This is a genomic window from Pseudonocardia sp. TRM90224 (assembly GCF_021245725.1).
Classification (GTDB): Bacteria; Actinomycetota; Actinomycetes; order Mycobacteriales; family Pseudonocardiaceae; genus Pseudonocardia.
The window spans coordinates 1-15,081 of the sequence record NZ_JAJGSX010000035.1 but is presented as its reverse complement, the minus strand read 5'-3'; the positions used below and the strand labels follow the sequence as shown (position 1 = coordinate 15,081).

At 73.1% G+C, this 15,081-nt stretch carries 15 protein-coding genes; 4 read left to right on the top strand and 11 right to left on the bottom strand.

Going from position 1 to position 15,081, the window contains the following annotated elements; translation table 11 throughout:
• The first annotated feature begins 60 nt into the window (after positions 1-60).
• From LL648_RS33305 to LL648_RS33295, 3 genes are all read left to right on the top strand, one after another.
• Positions 61-747 (top strand): HAD family hydrolase, encoded by a 687-nt coding sequence (locus tag LL648_RS33305; RefSeq protein ID WP_232666784.1) that lies wholly within the window; start codon positions 61-63, stop codon positions 745-747.
• A 22-nt stretch (positions 748-769) separates the two neighbouring features.
• On the top strand, positions 770-1,558 hold the full coding sequence (locus LL648_RS33300; RefSeq protein WP_232666783.1) for a class I SAM-dependent methyltransferase: 789 nt from the start codon (positions 770-772) through the stop codon (positions 1,556-1,558).
• A 63-nt stretch (positions 1,559-1,621) separates the two neighbouring features.
• A complete protein-coding gene (locus tag LL648_RS33295) occupies positions 1,622-1,993 on the top strand; it encodes a VOC family protein (protein WP_232666782.1) in 372 nt (123 codons plus the stop codon).
• Positions 1,994-2,072: 79 nt separating this feature from the next.
• On the opposite strand, the gene LL648_RS33290 is transcribed toward LL648_RS33295, so the two are convergent.
• Genes LL648_RS33290 through LL648_RS33255 form a run of 8 tightly spaced genes read right to left on the bottom strand, consistent with a single transcriptional unit; the run spans position 2,073 to position 10,861 of the window.
• The gene (locus LL648_RS33290; protein ID WP_232666781.1) at positions 2,073-2,744 is read right to left on the bottom strand and encodes a substrate-binding domain-containing protein; all 672 of its coding nucleotides are present in this window, start codon (positions 2,742-2,744) and stop codon (positions 2,073-2,075) included.
• Positions 2,741-3,970: a 3-oxo-tetronate kinase gene (gene otnK / locus LL648_RS45500; protein WP_232666780.1), complete on the bottom strand. Its 1,230-nt coding sequence runs from the start codon at positions 3,968-3,970 to the stop codon at positions 2,741-2,743. The genes LL648_RS33290 and otnK overlap by 4 nt, the downstream gene beginning before the upstream one ends.
• A complete protein-coding gene (locus LL648_RS33280) occupies positions 3,967-4,626 on the bottom strand; it encodes an aspartate/glutamate racemase family protein (RefSeq protein ID WP_232666779.1) in 660 nt (219 codons plus the stop codon). The genes otnK and LL648_RS33280 overlap by 4 nt, the downstream gene beginning before the upstream one ends.
• An 11-nt stretch (positions 4,627-4,637) precedes the next feature.
• Positions 4,638-5,423, bottom strand: coding sequence for a hydroxypyruvate isomerase family protein (locus LL648_RS33275; RefSeq protein ID WP_232666778.1), 786 nt, complete (start codon positions 5,421-5,423; stop codon positions 4,638-4,640).
• On the bottom strand, positions 5,420-8,227 hold the full coding sequence (locus tag LL648_RS33270; protein ID WP_232666777.1) for an FAD-binding and (Fe-S)-binding domain-containing protein: 2,808 nt from the start codon (positions 8,225-8,227) through the stop codon (positions 5,420-5,422). The genes LL648_RS33275 and LL648_RS33270 overlap by 4 nt, the downstream gene beginning before the upstream one ends.
• Positions 8,224-9,234 (bottom strand): zinc-binding dehydrogenase, encoded by a 1,011-nt coding sequence (locus LL648_RS33265; protein ID WP_232666776.1) that lies wholly within the window; start codon positions 9,232-9,234, stop codon positions 8,224-8,226. Before LL648_RS33265 ends, LL648_RS33270 begins: the two co-directional genes overlap by 4 nt.
• A gap of 11 nt (positions 9,235-9,245) precedes the next feature.
• Positions 9,246-9,503, bottom strand: a complete 258-nt coding sequence (locus tag LL648_RS33260) for a hypothetical protein (RefSeq protein WP_232666775.1) — start codon at positions 9,501-9,503, stop codon at positions 9,246-9,248.
• Between the two features lie 11 nt (positions 9,504-9,514).
• Complete coding sequence (locus tag LL648_RS33255; protein ID WP_232666774.1) at positions 9,515-10,861, bottom strand: TRAP transporter large permease subunit; 1,347 nt, start codon at positions 10,859-10,861, stop codon at positions 9,515-9,517.
• Positions 10,862-11,021: 160 nt separating this feature from the next.
• Here LL648_RS33255 and LL648_RS33250 point away from each other — a divergent pair, with 160 nt between their 5' ends.
• The gene (locus LL648_RS33250) at positions 11,022-11,702 is read left to right on the top strand and encodes a GntR family transcriptional regulator (RefSeq protein WP_232666773.1); all 681 of its coding nucleotides are present in this window, start codon (positions 11,022-11,024) and stop codon (positions 11,700-11,702) included.
• Positions 11,703-11,767: 65 nt separating this feature from the next.
• Here the strand turns inward: LL648_RS33250 and LL648_RS33245 are convergent, their stop codons facing one another.
• The 3 genes from LL648_RS33245 to LL648_RS33235 all read right to left on the bottom strand — a co-directional run bounded on the left by LL648_RS33245 (position 11,768) and on the right by LL648_RS33235 (position 14,942).
• Positions 11,768-12,898, bottom strand: coding sequence for an MFS transporter (locus LL648_RS33245; RefSeq protein ID WP_232666772.1), 1,131 nt, complete (start codon positions 12,896-12,898; stop codon positions 11,768-11,770).
• A gap of 160 nt (positions 12,899-13,058) precedes the next feature.
• Positions 13,059-14,021: an aldo/keto reductase gene (locus tag LL648_RS33240; protein ID WP_232666771.1), complete on the bottom strand. Its 963-nt coding sequence runs from the start codon at positions 14,019-14,021 to the stop codon at positions 13,059-13,061.
• A gap of 72 nt (positions 14,022-14,093) precedes the next feature.
• Complete coding sequence (locus LL648_RS33235; RefSeq protein WP_232666770.1) at positions 14,094-14,942, bottom strand: aminodeoxychorismate lyase; 849 nt, start codon at positions 14,940-14,942, stop codon at positions 14,094-14,096.
• Positions 14,943-15,081 lie beyond the last annotated feature (139 nt).

Sequence of the window (15,081 nt, the reverse complement as noted above, 5' to 3'; positions counted from 1 at the left end):
CCCGGATGATCCCACCGGCCATCGGCACCTGCCGATCCGACCGGCTGGGAGACTGCCCGCATGGGGGGAACAGCAGATGTGGACCTGTACGGATGGCGACCGGAGGCGGTGGTCTTCGACTGCGACGGGTTGTTGGTGGACACCGAGCCGTGCTGGTCGGTTGCAGAGGCCGAGCTCTTCGCGCGGCGCGGGCTCCCCTTCGGGATCGAGGAGAAGGCGCTGGTCATCGGGAAGTCACTGCCCGGTGCCGCGGCCGTCCTCGTCGGTGTCTTCGACGAGCCGGGGCGTGCGGTCGAGATCGCCGACGAGCTGCTGACGCTGGTCGCCGAGGTCGTGGCGGCGGAGGCGGAGGCCAAGCCGGGCGCCGGCGCGCTCGTCGAGCTCGTCGCGGCGGCGGGCCTGCCGTTCGGTGTGGCCAGCAACTCGCCCCGCGCGCTGCTGGAGTCGGCGTTGCAGCGCGGCGGGTTCGCGGGCGCGTTCCCCTACAGCGTCGCGGCCGACGAGGTGGAGCACCCGAAGCCGGCGCCGGACATGTACGAGATCGCGTGCGCTGCGCTCGGTGTCGCGCCCGCCGACACGCTGGCGTTCGAGGACTCGCTCACCGGCCTGGCGTCCGCGCAGGCCGCCGGCGTCCGGGTGGTCGGTGTGCCCACGTTGCGCGGCCAGGCCTTCCCGGCCGACCACGTGGTGGCATCGCTGCTGGACACCGACCTGGTGGCGTGGGTGAGGGGCTGGAAACCCGTTTGATCCCATTGGGATTCTGAACCGCGTGTCAGAGATCAATGCCGACCTGTTCGACCGCGTCGCCGCCGGCTACGACGAGGCCGTCCCGTTCTTCGAGACGTTCGGCCGGTTGCTGGTGGATTGGGTTGCCCCGCCCGCCGGTGCGCGGGTGCTGGACCTCGGGGCGGGCCGTGGCGCGATCACGCGCGCGGTCGCGGAACGCGGGATCGAGCGCGTCGTGGCCGGCGACATCTCACCCGAGATGGTCGAGCGGCTCGCCGTGCTGCCTGGCGTGGACGGCCGCTTGCTCGACGCACAGGCGCTCGACCTGCCCGACGGCGCGTTCGACGTCGTGTTCGCGGGGTTCGTCTTCTCGATCCTGCCCCAGCCTGAGCTCGCGGCCAGTGAGGTCGCACGGGTGCTGCGGCCGGGCGGGACGCTGGCGCTCTCCGTGCCGGGGCCGAGCACCGACGGCGGCTGGTGGGAGCGCTACGGGGAGATCGTCGCCGAGTTCACGGATCGTCTCGACGGCGGGGCGGCGGCCGGGCTGGACCCTGCGGAAGCGGTCACCGAATGGGACGCCGTGCTCGCCAGGGCCGGGCTCGTGGTCGTCGACGTGCACACGACGGAGGTCGACCTGCCGCTCGACGGCCCCGACGCGCACTGGGAGTGGCTCATGTCGCACGGCAACCGGTGGCTCCACGACGCGCTCGGCGAGACCGACCGGGCCGAGTTCAGGAACCGCGTCCTGCGGAGCCTCGACGAGGACCACCCGGCGCGCGGCACCCGCCTGATCGCGGGTGCCGACTTCTTCCGGATCGAGCGCGCCGACTGATCCGTTCGATCCTGCGTTCCGCGGGTACTTCATGATCACGACCTGAGGACCCGTGGAGGCCTGATGCCGAACCTTTCGTTGACCGCTGCCGTGCTCGACGCGCCCGACGCCCGCGAGCTCGCAGGGTTCTACCGGCGGCTGTTCCCCGACTGGGAGGTCGTGCAGGACGACCCGGACTGGGTGACGCTCCGCCCGGCTGGCGGCGGTGCGGGGCTGTCGTTCCAGAGCGAGGAGTTCTACGTGCCACCGGTGTGGCCCTCGACCCGCGAGCGCCCGCAGATGATGGTGCACCTGGACATCGAGGTCGACGACCTGGAGGCGGCCATCGAGCACGCCGTCGCGGCCGGCGCGACCGTCTCCCACTTCCAGCCGCAGGAACACGTGCGCGTCCTGCTCGACCCGGCCGGCCACCCCTTCTGCCTCTACCTGCCGTAGGAGGTCCCCACCGTTTTGCCAACCTGCACACCCGCCAGGGTCTGCAGGTTGGCAAAACGGTGGGGAAGTTTGCGGCCCGTCAGGCCGGGTCGAGGCCTGCCCGCGCGTAGCTCGACGCCGCAGCGGGGGCCGCGAGGTGTCGCACCAGCTCGCCTGCCAGCGGCGACGTGCTAGTCGTTCCGATCGCGGCGGCGAAGCGGGTGTGGTGTTGCACCTCGTCGGGCAGCGGGCCGAGGATGTCCGCGTCCCGGACGAACCGCAGCTCGCTGACCTGCTGGATGGCGAGGTCGGCCCGGCCGTCGACGACGGCGAGCGCGGTGAAGCCCTTCTCGATGACGGTCGCCCGCGCGTTGACCTCCTCGGCGATGCCGAGCTTCTCCAGGAGACCCGCGAAGTAGATGCCGCTCGCCCCCGAGCGCGAGTACGCCACGGAACGTGCGGCGAGCAGCGCGGCGACGAGCTCGTCCACGGTCCCGATCGGCGGGCGGGCCGCACCCGGCGCGACGGCCACGCCGACCCCGGTGCTGGCGATCGGCGTGACGCTCCCTGCCACGACGTGCGGCGACGAGCCGAGCGACTCGACGGTCGCGATGACGACGTCCGGCCGCGCACCGTCGTCGATGCGCCGCATCAGCACGGTCGTCGGGTCGTACGTTGCCTCGACGACGGCACCGTGCTGCGCCTCGAACGCCGGCAGGATCTCCGCGCTGACGGCGGCCTGCACCGCGAGCGTGCTGAACAGGTTGATCATGTTGCCCTCACCAGCAGGTCGGCCTCGCCGAAGTTGCCCGATTTCAACAGCAGCGCGAGCGGGTCGCCCGACGTCGGGTAGATCCACGGCACGCCACGCGCCGCCTCCGGCCCGATCTCGACCGCCTCGACGCCGAGCGCCGCGACAACGGCCCCGGACGTCTCGCCACCTGCTGCGACGATCCGCCGGACGCCCCGCGCCACCAGCCCGGCCGCGATCTCGCCCATCGCCTGCTCGATCAGGTCCGCGGCGCGCTGCGCGCCGAGCGCCGCCTGGATGGCCGCGAGCCGCGCCGGCGGCACCGATGAGTAGACGAGCGGGGCCGGCCCACCGAGACCACCGAGGCCGTCGAACCAGTCGAGCGCACGGGCGGCGAGCCGGCCCGCGTCCGGTTCGGCGACCACGTCCAGCAGGTGCGTCGGACGGCCGGCCGCGCGCATCGCCTCGACCTGTTCGAGCGTCCGTGCCGAGCAGCTGCCAGCGAGGACGGCGGCAGGCGCGGCGCCGACCGGGTCGTCCGCGGCGCCGACCCCGGTGACCCGCCTCGCGGCAGCCAGCCCGGCCGCGAGCCCGGACGCGCCCGCGACCAGCGGGAACTCCGCGACGGCCGCGCCGATCTCCCGCAGGTCGGCGTCGGAGACGGCGTCGACGAGCAGGTAATGCTCCCGCGCGGCAGCGGCGGCCGCGCGGATCTCGGTCCGCCCCGCCCGCACGACCGCGTGCGGGATCAGCCCGACGGGCCGTTCGGTCTGCCGCTGCAGCACCCGCGCCAGGACCGGGTCGGTCATCGGCGTGAGCGGGTGGTGCCGCATGTGCGAGTCCGAGATCAGGACGTCCCCGACGAACAGGTGCCCGAGGTACTGGGTGCGCGCGTGTTCCGGCGAGCTGGGCGTCAGCACGACGGTCGGCGCCGCCATCTCGTCGGCGAGCGCGTCGAGCACCGGCCCGATGTTGCCGGCGGGCGTCGAGTCGAACGTCGAGCAGAACTTGAAGTAGGTGCTCTCCGCGCCGTGCTCCTGGAGCCAGCCGAGCGCGCGGCACGACTGCTCCACCGCGTCGGCGGCCGGGATCGTCCGGCTCTTCAGCGCGACGACAACCGCATCGTGCCCGGCCGGCGCAGGCTTGCTCGGCACGCCGAAGACCAGCAGCGTGCGCAGCCCTTCCCTGCGCATCGCGACGGCGACGTCGGTCGCCCCGGTGACGTCGTCGGCGATCGCGCCGATCACGATTTGCCCGCCACGAGCCCCCGCAACGTCCGCGCTGCGCTGTCGGGCCCGGAAACGACCGGGACGAACAGCGCGTCCGCGAGCCTCGACGCGACCGGAGCCAGCGAGTACTGGGCCAGTAGCACGGCATCGAAGGGCCTCAGGAACTCCCGGCACGCGGCCACCAGCGCGGTGAGCAGCGCCTCCTCGTCCCCGGCCGTCGTGGCGTCGAACGCGGCGGGGACTGCGATACCGAGCACCTGGGTGCTGCTCCCCCGCTCCGCACACGCGGCGCCGAACCGGCGCACGGAGTCGTCGAGCGCCGACCGGACCGACGCCACGACGAGCACGCGGGAGTACCCGCCGTCGATCGCGGCGGCGAACGCCGCCTCGTCGGGCGCCAGCACCGGCACCGCCGCGCTCGTCGACTGCGCGACGCTGCCGTAGAGCGAGCACGTGAGCAGCACGCCGTCGGCGCCCTCGGCGAGCGCGTGCTCGATGAGCCTGCCCATCCGCGCCGCGAGCGGCGGGGTCAGCCCGCCGGCAGCGTTCGCGTCGGCGAGCAGCCGGTCGTCGAGGATGTTCCAGACGGTGGCGTCGGGGAACTCGCGGCCGAGCCCGGCCGTCGCCGGGCCGATCGCGGCCGGGGTGGCGCTGATCAGCGCGATCCGGGTCATTGGTCCGTCCTTCACGTGTAGTCGGCCAGCCAGCTCAGGCCGGCGAGCGTGCCGTTCGCCGGCCGGTACTCGCAGCCGATCCAGCCGGCGTAGTCGAGCGCTCGGATCCGGTCGAACACGAACCGCCAGTTCAGCTCGCCGGTGCCCGGCTCCGTCCTGGTCGGCGCGTCGGCGACCTGGATGTGCCCGACGAGCGGCCACAGCTCCTGCATGCGTGTCGTGACGCTGCCCTGCTGCACCTGGCAGTGGTAGACGTCGAAGAGCAGCCGGACGTGATCGACGCCGACGGCGCGCACGACGCCGGCCGCCTGCTCGATCGACGTCAGCACGAACCCCGGCGCGTCGCGCTGGTTGAGCGCCTCCAGCACCAGCCGCACCCCGGAACCCGCCGCACGTTCCGCCGCCCACCCGATGTTGGTGACGTAGGTGGCGAATGCGTCCGCAGCCGGGACTCCCTCGGGGCGGATGCCGCCGGTGACGTGCACCAGCCCGCTGCCGAGCACACCGGCGTACTCCAGCGCGAGGTCCAGCTCGCGACGGAACTGGGGCACCAGGTCGGGGATGCACGCCGAGCCGTTGCGGGTCGGTGTGCCGGGTTGCCCGCCCGGCGTGTTGATCAGCACCTGGCGCAGCCCGGCGCCGTCCAGCCTGCGGCGCAGTTCCGCCGCCGGGAACCCGTACGGCGAGGAGTACTCGACGGCGGTGAAGCCCGCGGCGGCGGCCGCGTCGAACCGCTCCTCGAACGGCAGCTCGGTGAACAGCCACTTGAGGTTGGCGGCGAACCGCAACGCCGTCATGACGCCCGCCAGGCGCGGTCGCCGTCGAGCAGCTCGGCGAGCGTGCGGGACGGGAGGTGCGCGAGGTCGGCGATCTGGGTGCGGCAGGAGAACCCGTCCGCCAGCACGACAGCGCCCTCGGAGCGCTCCCGCAGGGCCGGGAGCAGTGCGTTCTCCGCTACGGCCACAGACATCTCGTAGTGTCCTCTCTCCATCCCGAAGTTGCCGGCGAGCCCGCAGCAGCCGGCCAGCGCCGTCACCGTCGCGCCGCAGCGCTCCAGCAGCGCGCGGTCGGTCGCGAAGCCCATCACCGCGTGGTGGTGGCAGTGCGGCTGCACGATCAGCTCGACACCCCACAGGTTCGGCGGCTGCCACGACGGGCTCTCGGCCAGCTGTTCCGCGAGCGTGCGGGTCGCCCCTGCGACGGCTGCGGCCCGCGGGTCGTCGCCGAGCAGCTCGACGAGGTCGGAGCGCAGCACCGCGGTGCACGAAGGCTCCAGCCCGACGATCGGCACACCCCGCTCCGCGTAGGGCGCGAGCACGTCGAGCAGGCGGCGCAACCGGCCCTTCGCCTCGTCGAGCTGGCCGGTGCTGATCCACGTCAGACCGCAGCACGCCGAGCGCTCCGGCACGACCACCTCGTACCCGGCGTCGGCGAGCACCCGCGCGGCGGCGTGCGCCCCGGAGGGATGCATGGCGTCGGAGAACGTGTCGGCCCAGAGCACCACCTGGCCGTTGCCGGCGGAGCCCGCGGCCGGCCGCCACGACCTGCGGAACGGCACGGCGGCCAGCGGCGGCGCCGAGCGGCGGTCGTCCAGCCCGCCCATCCGGAACAGCAGCCGCTTGAGCGGCGACCGCAGCAGGGCGTTCGCCGGCGCCGTCGCGAACGGCAGCCGCTGCAGGACCGCGAGCCAGCGCGGCAACCAGCCCACCGAGTAGTGGCTCGCCGGCCGCAGCTTCCCGCGGTACGCGCGGTGCAGCGCCTCCGACTTGTACTGCGACATGTCGACCCCCGCCGGGCAGTCGCTCGCGCACGCCTTGCACGAAAGGCACAGGTCGAGCGACTCCGCCACCTCCGGTGCCGACCATTGCGTGATCATCGAGCCGGTGGTCAGCTCCTGCAGCACCCGAGCGCGGCCCCGCGTGCTGTCCTTCTCGTCCTTCGACGCGAGGAAGGACGGGCACATGAAGCCGCCCGCGCCGCGGTTGTCGGCGCGGCACTTGCCCACCCCGACGCAGCGGTGCACCGCTTTCGTGAAGTCGCCGTCGTCGTGCCGGAAGCCGAACCCGCTCTCCGCCAGCACCGGCAACGCCCGCGGACGGCGCAGATCGGCGTCGATCGCGGCGGGCCGCACCAGCACGCCGGGGTTGAGCCGATCGTGCGGGTCGAAGAACCGCTTGACCTGCGCGAACAGCTCGATCACCCGCGGGCTGTATATGATCGGCAGCAGCTCGCTGCGGGCCCGTCCGTCGCCGTGCTCCCCCGACGCCGAGCCGCCGTGGCGCACGACGAGGTGCGCGGCATCGAGGATGAAGGCACGCAGCGCCGACCCGTCGCGCTCCAGCGGGACGTCCACGCGTACGTGCACGCACCCGTCGCCGAAGTGCCCGTACGGCAGGCCGGTCACGCCGTGCGCCGCCATCAGCTCCTCGAACTCGCGCAGGTACGCGCCGAGCCGGTCCGGCGGGACGGCCGCGTCCTCCCAGCCCGGCCACGCCTGCCGACCGTCCGGCGTGCGTCCGGCGAGGCCTGCGCCGTCCTCCCGGATCCGCCACATCGCGGCCGCCTCGCTGCCCGACGGCATGATCCGCGACCCCAGCGCGTCGGCGTCGCCGACCAGGAGCTGCGCGGCCGTCACGGCATCCGCGGTGGACGGCCCACCGATCTCGATCATCAACCAGCCGCCGCCCGCCGGCAGCTCGGGCACCGCGCCGCGGTGCGCCCGCACGACGTCGACCAGCCGGGCATCGAGCCCTTCCACCGCGAGCGGCGAGTGCTTGAGCAGCGCCGGCACGGCGTCGGCCGCCGCAGCCATGTCCGGGTAGCCGAGCACGACCAGCACGCGGGCGGGGCTGACCGGCACCAGCGCCACGGTCGCGGAGAGCACCACGCCGAGCGTGCCCTCGCTGCCGACCAGCGCTTTTGCCAGGTCCCGGCCGCGCTCGGGCAGCAGGTGCTCCAACGAGTAGCCCGAGACCTGGCGCGGGAACGTGCCCAGCTCGGTCCGCAGCACGTCGAGGTTGGTCTCCACCAGTCCGACCAACCGGTCCGGCAACGTCCCACGGCCTGCGGTGAACCGGTTGCCCGCTCCGTCCACGACGTCCAGCGCCAGGACGTTGTCGGCGGTGCGCCCGTAGGCGACGGCGTGCGGCCCGCAGGCGTTGTTGCCGATCATGCCGCCGAGCGTCGCCCTGGCCTGCGTCGACGGGTCGGGCCCGAACCGCAGGCCGTGCGGCGCCGCCGCCCGCTGCAGGTCGGCGAGCACAACACCGGGGTCGACCACGGCGGTGCGGGCATCGGGATCGATCGTGACGGCCCGGTTCAGGTGCCGGGAGAGGTCCATGACGATCCCGGTGCCAACGGCGTTGCCGGCCACCGACGTGCCGCCGCCGCGGCTGGTCAGCGGCGTACCCGTGCGCCGGCTCACCTCCAGCACGGCGAGCACGTCGTCCGCGTCGAGCGGCTCGACGACCACGCTGGGCACGACCCGGTAGTTCGACGCGTCGCTCGCGTACTCGGCCCGGCGGCGCACGCCGTCCGACACGCTGCCCCGGACGGCTCGGCGCAGCTCGCCCACCAGCGACGTCACGGCGAGATCGGTCACTCCGCGGCACCCGGCATGACGATCCCGACCTTGGCCGCGCCGTGCCCGTGCGCCCGCGCGGCGGCGAGCGCCTCCGGTGCGTCGTCGAGCGCGTACATTTTCTCCAGGCAGTGGTCGACCTCGATCTCCCCGGCCGTGATCGCCGCGATCGCCGCCCGGAACGACGCGAGGCCGTGTTCCTGCTGGGTGCCGTTCACCCACTCCATGGTGAGCGACTTGCGGAACGACCGCTCCACGGGGAACGGCGCCAGGCCCTTGAGCTCCGGGTAGCCGAAGAACCCGACCGTGCCGCGGACTCGGGCCGCCTCGACGGCCGCAGCGCGGGCGACGTCGTAGCCGGCGGCCTCGATCACGACGTCCGCCCCGACCCCGTCGGTGGCGGCCAGCACCGCGGCGACGATCGACTCCGCCGGCTCGTGCACGATCTGCGCCGCGCCGAGCCGCTTGGCGACGGCGAGCCGGCCCTCGTCGAGGTCGGAGACGAGCACGTCGAACCCGCGGCGCACCAGGTGCTGCAGGTAGAACAGCCCCGCCGAGCCGGAGCCGATCACCGCGGCCGTGCCCGGCTCGACCGGCCCCGGCTCGGTTGGCACAGGGAGGAACTTCTTCATCCCGAAGATCGTCGTGCCGAGCTGCTGGGCCAGCAGCGTGCGCCGCAGGTCCGCACCCTCCGGCAGCGGGATCACGTGCGTCGCCTCGACGGCCTGGAGCTCGGCGAAGCAGGCGCCGAGCTGCCCGTGCGGGACGGTCAGCACGGGCGTCCCCGCCGTGAGGCCGCCCCCGTCGCGCTCGACGACCCCGACGCCCTCGTGGCCGGGGTAGCCGGGGCGACCCAGCTGGTCCTCGCGGTGGAAACCGTCGAAGACGATGTGCACGTCCGAGCCGCAGATCGAGGCGTAGTGCATGCGCACCAGCACCTGGTCGGCACGGGGTTGCGGGACGGGGAACTCGCGCACCTCCACCAGGCCGGAGGCGACGAGGCAAGCAGCTCGCATGCTCGCGGTCATCGCTGCGCCGATCATCGTTGGGCGTCGACGTCGACGTGTTCCTCGACGGCCGCAGCACGCCCGTCCGCGGTGTAGAGCCGCAGGAAGGCGAGGATGCCGGCGAGCCCGGCGATCGTCGAGACGATGCCGACGACGTCGTTGCCGAAGAGCTCCACGGTCGCGGCGCTGCCGACGGCTATGCCCACCACCTGGCCGAACGCGACGAGCGCTCCGCCGAGCAGCAGCAGGACGATGCACACGCGCGACGCGTGTGAGAGGGCTGGGGACACGAGGCCTCCGATCACTGGGGGATCCACGCGATCCCGACGGCCATGAGCACGCCGAGCAGGAACGTCGGGATCAGGTAGTAGAGGATCACCGGTTGGAAGATCCGCACCGGGTTGATGTTGGCGATGGCCGCGGCGACGTAGAGCGGCGCGGCGCCGGGCGGTGAGGCCGACTCCGACGCCGCGAAGACGATCGCGGCGGCGAACGCCCAGACCGGTGGCACGCCGGCCGCGGTCATCGCCGCGAAGGCGACCGCGCCGACGGCCGCGAGCGTCGCCGTCGTGCTCAGCGGGCCGGCGATGATGATCACGACGATGCCGACCACGGCCGCCACGAGGATCCCCGGCACGCCGTGCAGCTGCTCCACGACCGGTGCGAGCTGCTCGCCGAGCCCGAGGTTCGAGAGCACCTCCGACGCCGAGAACGACGAGATCATCGTCGCCGCGACGATCGCCAGCTTCGGGCTGGTGTGGCCGAACATCCCCCACCAGCCCGCGGCCGTCGTCGGCAGCAGCTTGCGCCCGACGATCAAGCCGGGGACCAGCATCGCGACCGGCAGCCAGACGAGCAGCGGGATCGTGTCGGCGGCGTCCTCACCGACCTGCGCGATCACCCACGCCCCGGTGCTGCCGGCAGTCGCGAGGATCGGCACGGCGATGGCGGCGAGCACGATCAGCGACGACCAGCCGACGCGGAACGTGCGGCTGATCGGCTGCACGTCGGCTTCCGCCATTGCGCCGACCCCCCGGCGGCGCACCAGTACGTACCCGACCGCGAGCCGCACCAGCACCATCCAGATCCCGGCGAGGAACATCGCGACGATCACGTCGTCGGCGGTGAGCACACCGACGACCGTCGGTGCGGCGAGCATGAGGAAGAACGCGCCGCTGAACGGGAAGACCGCGCCGACACCGGCGTTCCCGCTGATCACGAGCGCGGACGTCTCGCCGCTGGCGCCGGAGCGCTGCATCCACGGGATCGTGATCGAGCCGATGGTCGCGGCGGTCGCCGAGCCGTTGTGCGCGACGGCGCCGAACAGGCCCGAGCCGATGGTGGCCGCGTGGATGGAGCCGCCGCGGAAGCGGCCGACCAGCGAGCTGAGCATGTCGACGATCCGTTGGATCACCCCGGCCCTGGTCAGGATGTCGCCGACGACGACGAACGCGATCGCGGCGTAGGTGACGTCGTTCTGCAGGCCCGACAGCAGGCCTTCCCAGAGCGCGGCCGGGAAGCCGGTGCCGGCGAACAGCGCCGTCGCGACGAACCCGACGAACATGGACTCGCCGATGTTGCGTTTCAGCCCCACGTTCCACACCACGATCACGGCGATGAAGGCGACCAGCGCCCAGATGGCGTTCACGACGGCCTCCCCGTTGAAACCCCGGCGATCGTATAGCGTTGAGTGGACTGCTATACGATTCGATGTGATGCGAGACCGTATAGCGCGTTGGCCGTGAGCACAAGGGCCGGCCGGCAGTAGGCTTCGCCGACCCGGGTGCGGGTGGATCGGGGGAAGGTGAGTGGGCTCGGCGCAGAGACCCGCGGCGTACGAGCCGCTGGCCGACCAGATGTACGAGGTACTGCTGGACCAGTTCATGGACGGCACCCGCGCGGCGGGCGAGCCGTTGAGCATCGGCGCGCTCGCCCGTGAGCTCAACGTCAGCCAGACCCCGCTGCGCGAGGCGCTCGCCCGGCTGGAGACCACCGGGCTCGTTCGGCGCGAGGCGCTGAAGGGCTATCGGGTGGCGCCGCTGCTTAGCCGCAAAGAGGTCAGCAAGCTGTTCGACGCGCGTCTGCTGCTCGAGCCGGCGCTCGCGCGCGAGACCGGCCTGCGCACGACACCGGAGTTCCTCGACGAGCTCCGGGAGGCCGTCGAGGATCTCGAACGGTCCGTCGAGCACGCCGACAGCTCACCGGAGGGCTTCCGCCTCTACTGGACCTCCGACGCCCGGCTGCACGCGCTGATCGCCGAGCAGTGCGACAACCCGTTCCTGGAGATGATCTACCGGACGCTCAGCGTGCAGGCGCAGCGGTTCCGGCTCTTCTCGAAGCTGGGCCGCACCGGCGCGGCGTTCGCGGCCGTCGAACACCGCGCGATCTACGAGGCGCTGGCCGCCCGCGACGCCGACGGGGCGGCGGAGAAGATGCGCGAGCACCTGACCAACTCCCGCCAGCGCAACGTCCTCACCCGCGACCCGTAACCGTCGACAACGACGTTCCGGTCATTTGTGAGCGCTAACAACAGCCAAAACGTCGTTGTCGACGGTCAACGCGGGCGGGCTGTTGCGCCCAGTGCAGCCACCGCGGCTGCGGCGACGAAGGCCGTCGGTGCGCCGGCGACGTCGATGAGCAGCCCGACGAGCGGGGCGCCGACGACCTGGCCGATGGCGATGAGGAGGAACGCGGCGCCGACGCCGAAGGCCGGCCGGTCGGGGAACACGCGCGTGCCCCAGACCAGCAGCACGCCGGTGAGCGCGATGTAGACCGCGCCGAACACGCCCGCGGTCACGAACATCACCGGCGCGACGGCCGAGCCGAGCGCGAGGCCCGCGGTCGCGGCCGCCAGCAGGAGCATCCCCACGACCCACGCCGCGGCGAGCCCGATGCGGCCGATGAGCGCGCCCGCGAACGCGCCGAGCAGCCCCGCGGCGCCGAGCCCGATCCACATGAGCGTCGACGCGAACTCGCTCGCCCCGCCGACCGTGACGACGACGTCGCGGCCGAACGTCCACACCGCGGCGCTCGCCATGCCCAGCGCGGCCGCCGCGACGAGCAGGCGGACGGCACCGGGCGGCCAGGCCGCCCGGCCGGACTCCTCGGCCGAGCGCTCCCCCGCCCCGCCGGGCACGGCGAGCGCCGTCCATACCGTCACGGCAACGGCGGCGAGCGCGAAGCCCCACCACGCCAACCGCCAGTTGTCGCTGGTCAGCAGCGCGATCGGGCCCGAGACCGCGACCCCGAGCCCGGTGCCGGCGTTGATCACCGTCTGGACGCGGTCGGCACGGTCGTTCGCGACCCACCGCGCGACCGCGGCGGCGAGCGGGGGCGACGCGAGCCCCGTGCTCGACCCCGCGACGACCACCCCGACGGCCAGCACCCCGGCGCTGCCGGCGGCAGCGATCAGCGCCGTGCCGGCGGCCGCGGTCACCCCCGCCGCGACCGCGACCGAACGCGCGCCCCACCGCTGGGTGGCGAGCGTGGCCAGCACGATCGCCACGCAGTACCCGGCGTAGCTGCAGGAGGCGATGACCCCGGCCAGCGCACCATCCAGCGCGAACTCCTCGCGCAGGACGGGCACGAACAGCCCGTACGCGAACCGGGCCAGCCCGTAGCAGACGGCGATCAGCGAGAGCCCCGCCGCCGCGAGCCCGACACCGGACCGCCCCGTCACGACCATGACCGGAGGCTAACGGCGGGGCAGCGACACCGCCGGACGGCGAGACGTCCGGACCACGAGAGGGCCGGGGTGGTGCCAGGAAAGCCACTTTCCTGGCACCACAGGACAGGAAAGCCACTTTCCTGGCAACGCGTGCGGAACGCACGCATCGTGGTGACAGCTACGCGTCGATGCGGTCGTGCGCGTCGCCGAACACGAACGGGCTCTGCTCGCACTCCTCGATGAAGTCGGCGGGGAACCCGCGCTCGAACGGCGCCGCGGCCTCCAGGGCCGCGACGGCGTCGGCGGGCAGCACGACGTCGACGGCCGCGACGCCGTCGAGCACCTGCTCCACACTGCTCACGCCGACGATCGGCAGGACCGCGGCCGACCGGTGCCGCGTCCACGCGATCGCCACCTGCGCGGCACTGACCCCGAGCTCCCCCGCCAGGTCGCGCACGGCGGCGGCCGCGGCCCGTTCCCGCGGGGTCAGCTTCTCCGGATCGACCCTGTTCCGGCTGCCCGCGAGTACCCCGCCGCCCATCGGCGCCCACGCCGTGACGGTCAGCCCGAGCGCCTCGGCCATCGGGATCAGCTCGCGCTCGGCGTCGCGGGTCAGCAGGTTGTAGGGCACCTGGATCGCGGAGAAGGGCGTCCAGTCGCGCCATTCGGCCAGCGTGTTGGCCCGGCTGACGACCCAGGCCGGTGCGTCCGAGACCGCCACGTGCAGCACCTTGCCGGCCCGCACCAGGTCGTCGAGCGCACGCATGGTCGCCTCCAGCGGCGTGTGCCGGTCCCAGATGTGCACCCAGAGGATGTCGACGTGGTCGGTGCGCAGCCGGCGGAGGCTGCGCTCCAGCGAACCGACGAGGTTCTTCCGGTGGTTCCCCGCCGTGTTCGGGTCGGTCCGGTCGCGCGCGAGCGTGTACTTCGTGCCGATCACGAACCGGTCGCGCTGCCGCACGACCGCGCCGAGGATCTCCTCGCTCTCGCCGTACGCCGAGGCGGTGTCGAGCACGTTGCCGCCCGCATCCGCGTAGGCGTCGACGATGCGCCGCGCCTCGTCCTTGTCGTGGAAGGTCATCGTGCCGAGCACGAGCTCCGAGACGCGCAGCCCCGTCCGTCCGAGAAGTCGGTACCTCATCGGCCGATCATGCATGTGGGACGGCGTCCGGATCCTGGCCGCGGTGGGGCCAGGATCCGGGGGCGCGGACGCCTACGCCCGAAACGGTCCGCTGAGCGCGGCGATCTCGTCGTGCGGGGCGACGCAGGTCAGCGCCTTGCCGTCGAGCGTGTGCACCCTCGACGCGAGCCGGATGCTGGAGACGAGCCACACGCCGTCGGCCGTGTGCAGGTCGTCCAGCACGAACGGTTCGAGCCGCGTCTCCCAGCCCGCTCCCGAGGCCGCGCGGAAGAGCCGCCCGAGCGTGATGCTGGGCAGGATGCCGACGGACGGGGGCGGGCTCAGCAGCGTGCGCCCGCGCGCGATCACAACGGCCGACGTCGGCGCTTCGAGCACCTGGCCGTCGGGCGCGACGAAGATCGCGTCGTCGGCGTCGTGCTCGCGGGCCCAGCGCTGCGCGGCCATGTTGACCGCGTACGAGAGCGTCTTCGCGCCCATCAGCAGCCAGGGCGCGCGCTCGGTGAGCTCCGGGTCGAGTCCGCGGTCGAGCGTGACGGCCGCGATCCCCTCGGTGCGCTTGGCCAGCACCGCGGGGCTGACCTGGTCGACGAGGACGTACCAGCTCGGCTCGTCGCCCGACTCGTCCACGCCACGCGTGACGATCATGCGGAGCGACATGTTCTCGAGACCGCGCACCTCGTCGCAGGCGATCGCGATCGCCTTCCGCCAGCTCTCGGGCGGCGGCAACCGGAGCCCGGTCATCACGGCCGAGCGCTCCAGCCGCTGCAGGTGCTCATCGAACAGGTCGGGCTCGCCGTCGACGATCAGCAACCGCTCGAACACGCCGTCGCCACGCAGCACACCGAGATCGTCGGCGCGCAGCAGCGGCTGCGCCCGGTCGACGATGCCGGAAGCGGTGACGAGCAGACCAGCGAACTCCACAACGGCACCCTAGATGACTCGTGAGGCATCGCCGGCCGCGCGCCGGCCCGCGGCCGTGGCGAGATGCGTGCGTTCCGCACGCGAGGGCAGGAAAGCCACTTTCCGGCCCTCACAGGGCAGGAAAGTGGCTTTCCTGCCC

What these genes read in the sequence shown, in the direction of transcription:
- LL648_RS33305 (WP_232666784.1), top strand. Translation starts at nt 61, where the DNA reads ATGGGGGGAACAGCAGATGTGGACCTGTACGGATGGCGACCGGAGGCG.
- LL648_RS33295 (WP_232666782.1), top strand. Translation starts at nt 1,622, where the DNA reads ATGCCGAACCTTTCGTTGACCGCTGCCGTGCTCGACGCGCCCGACGCC.
- LL648_RS33290 (WP_232666781.1), bottom strand. Translation starts at nt 2,744, where the DNA reads ATGATCAACCTGTTCAGCACGCTCGCGGTGCAGGCCGCCGTCAGCGCG.
- LL648_RS33280 (WP_232666779.1), bottom strand. Translation starts at nt 4,626, where the DNA reads ATGACCCGGATCGCGCTGATCAGCGCCACCCCGGCCGCGATCGGCCCG.
- LL648_RS33275 (WP_232666778.1), bottom strand. Translation starts at nt 5,423, where the DNA reads ATGACGGCGTTGCGGTTCGCCGCCAACCTCAAGTGGCTGTTCACCGAG.
- LL648_RS33265 (WP_232666776.1), bottom strand. Translation starts at nt 9,234, where the DNA reads ATGACCGCGAGCATGCGAGCTGCTTGCCTCGTCGCCTCCGGCCTGGTG.
- LL648_RS33245 (WP_232666772.1), bottom strand. Translation starts at nt 12,898, where the DNA reads ATGGTCGTGACGGGGCGGTCCGGTGTCGGGCTCGCGGCGGCGGGGCTC.
- LL648_RS33240 (WP_232666771.1), bottom strand. Translation starts at nt 14,021, where the DNA reads ATGAGGTACCGACTTCTCGGACGGACGGGGCTGCGCGTCTCGGAGCTC.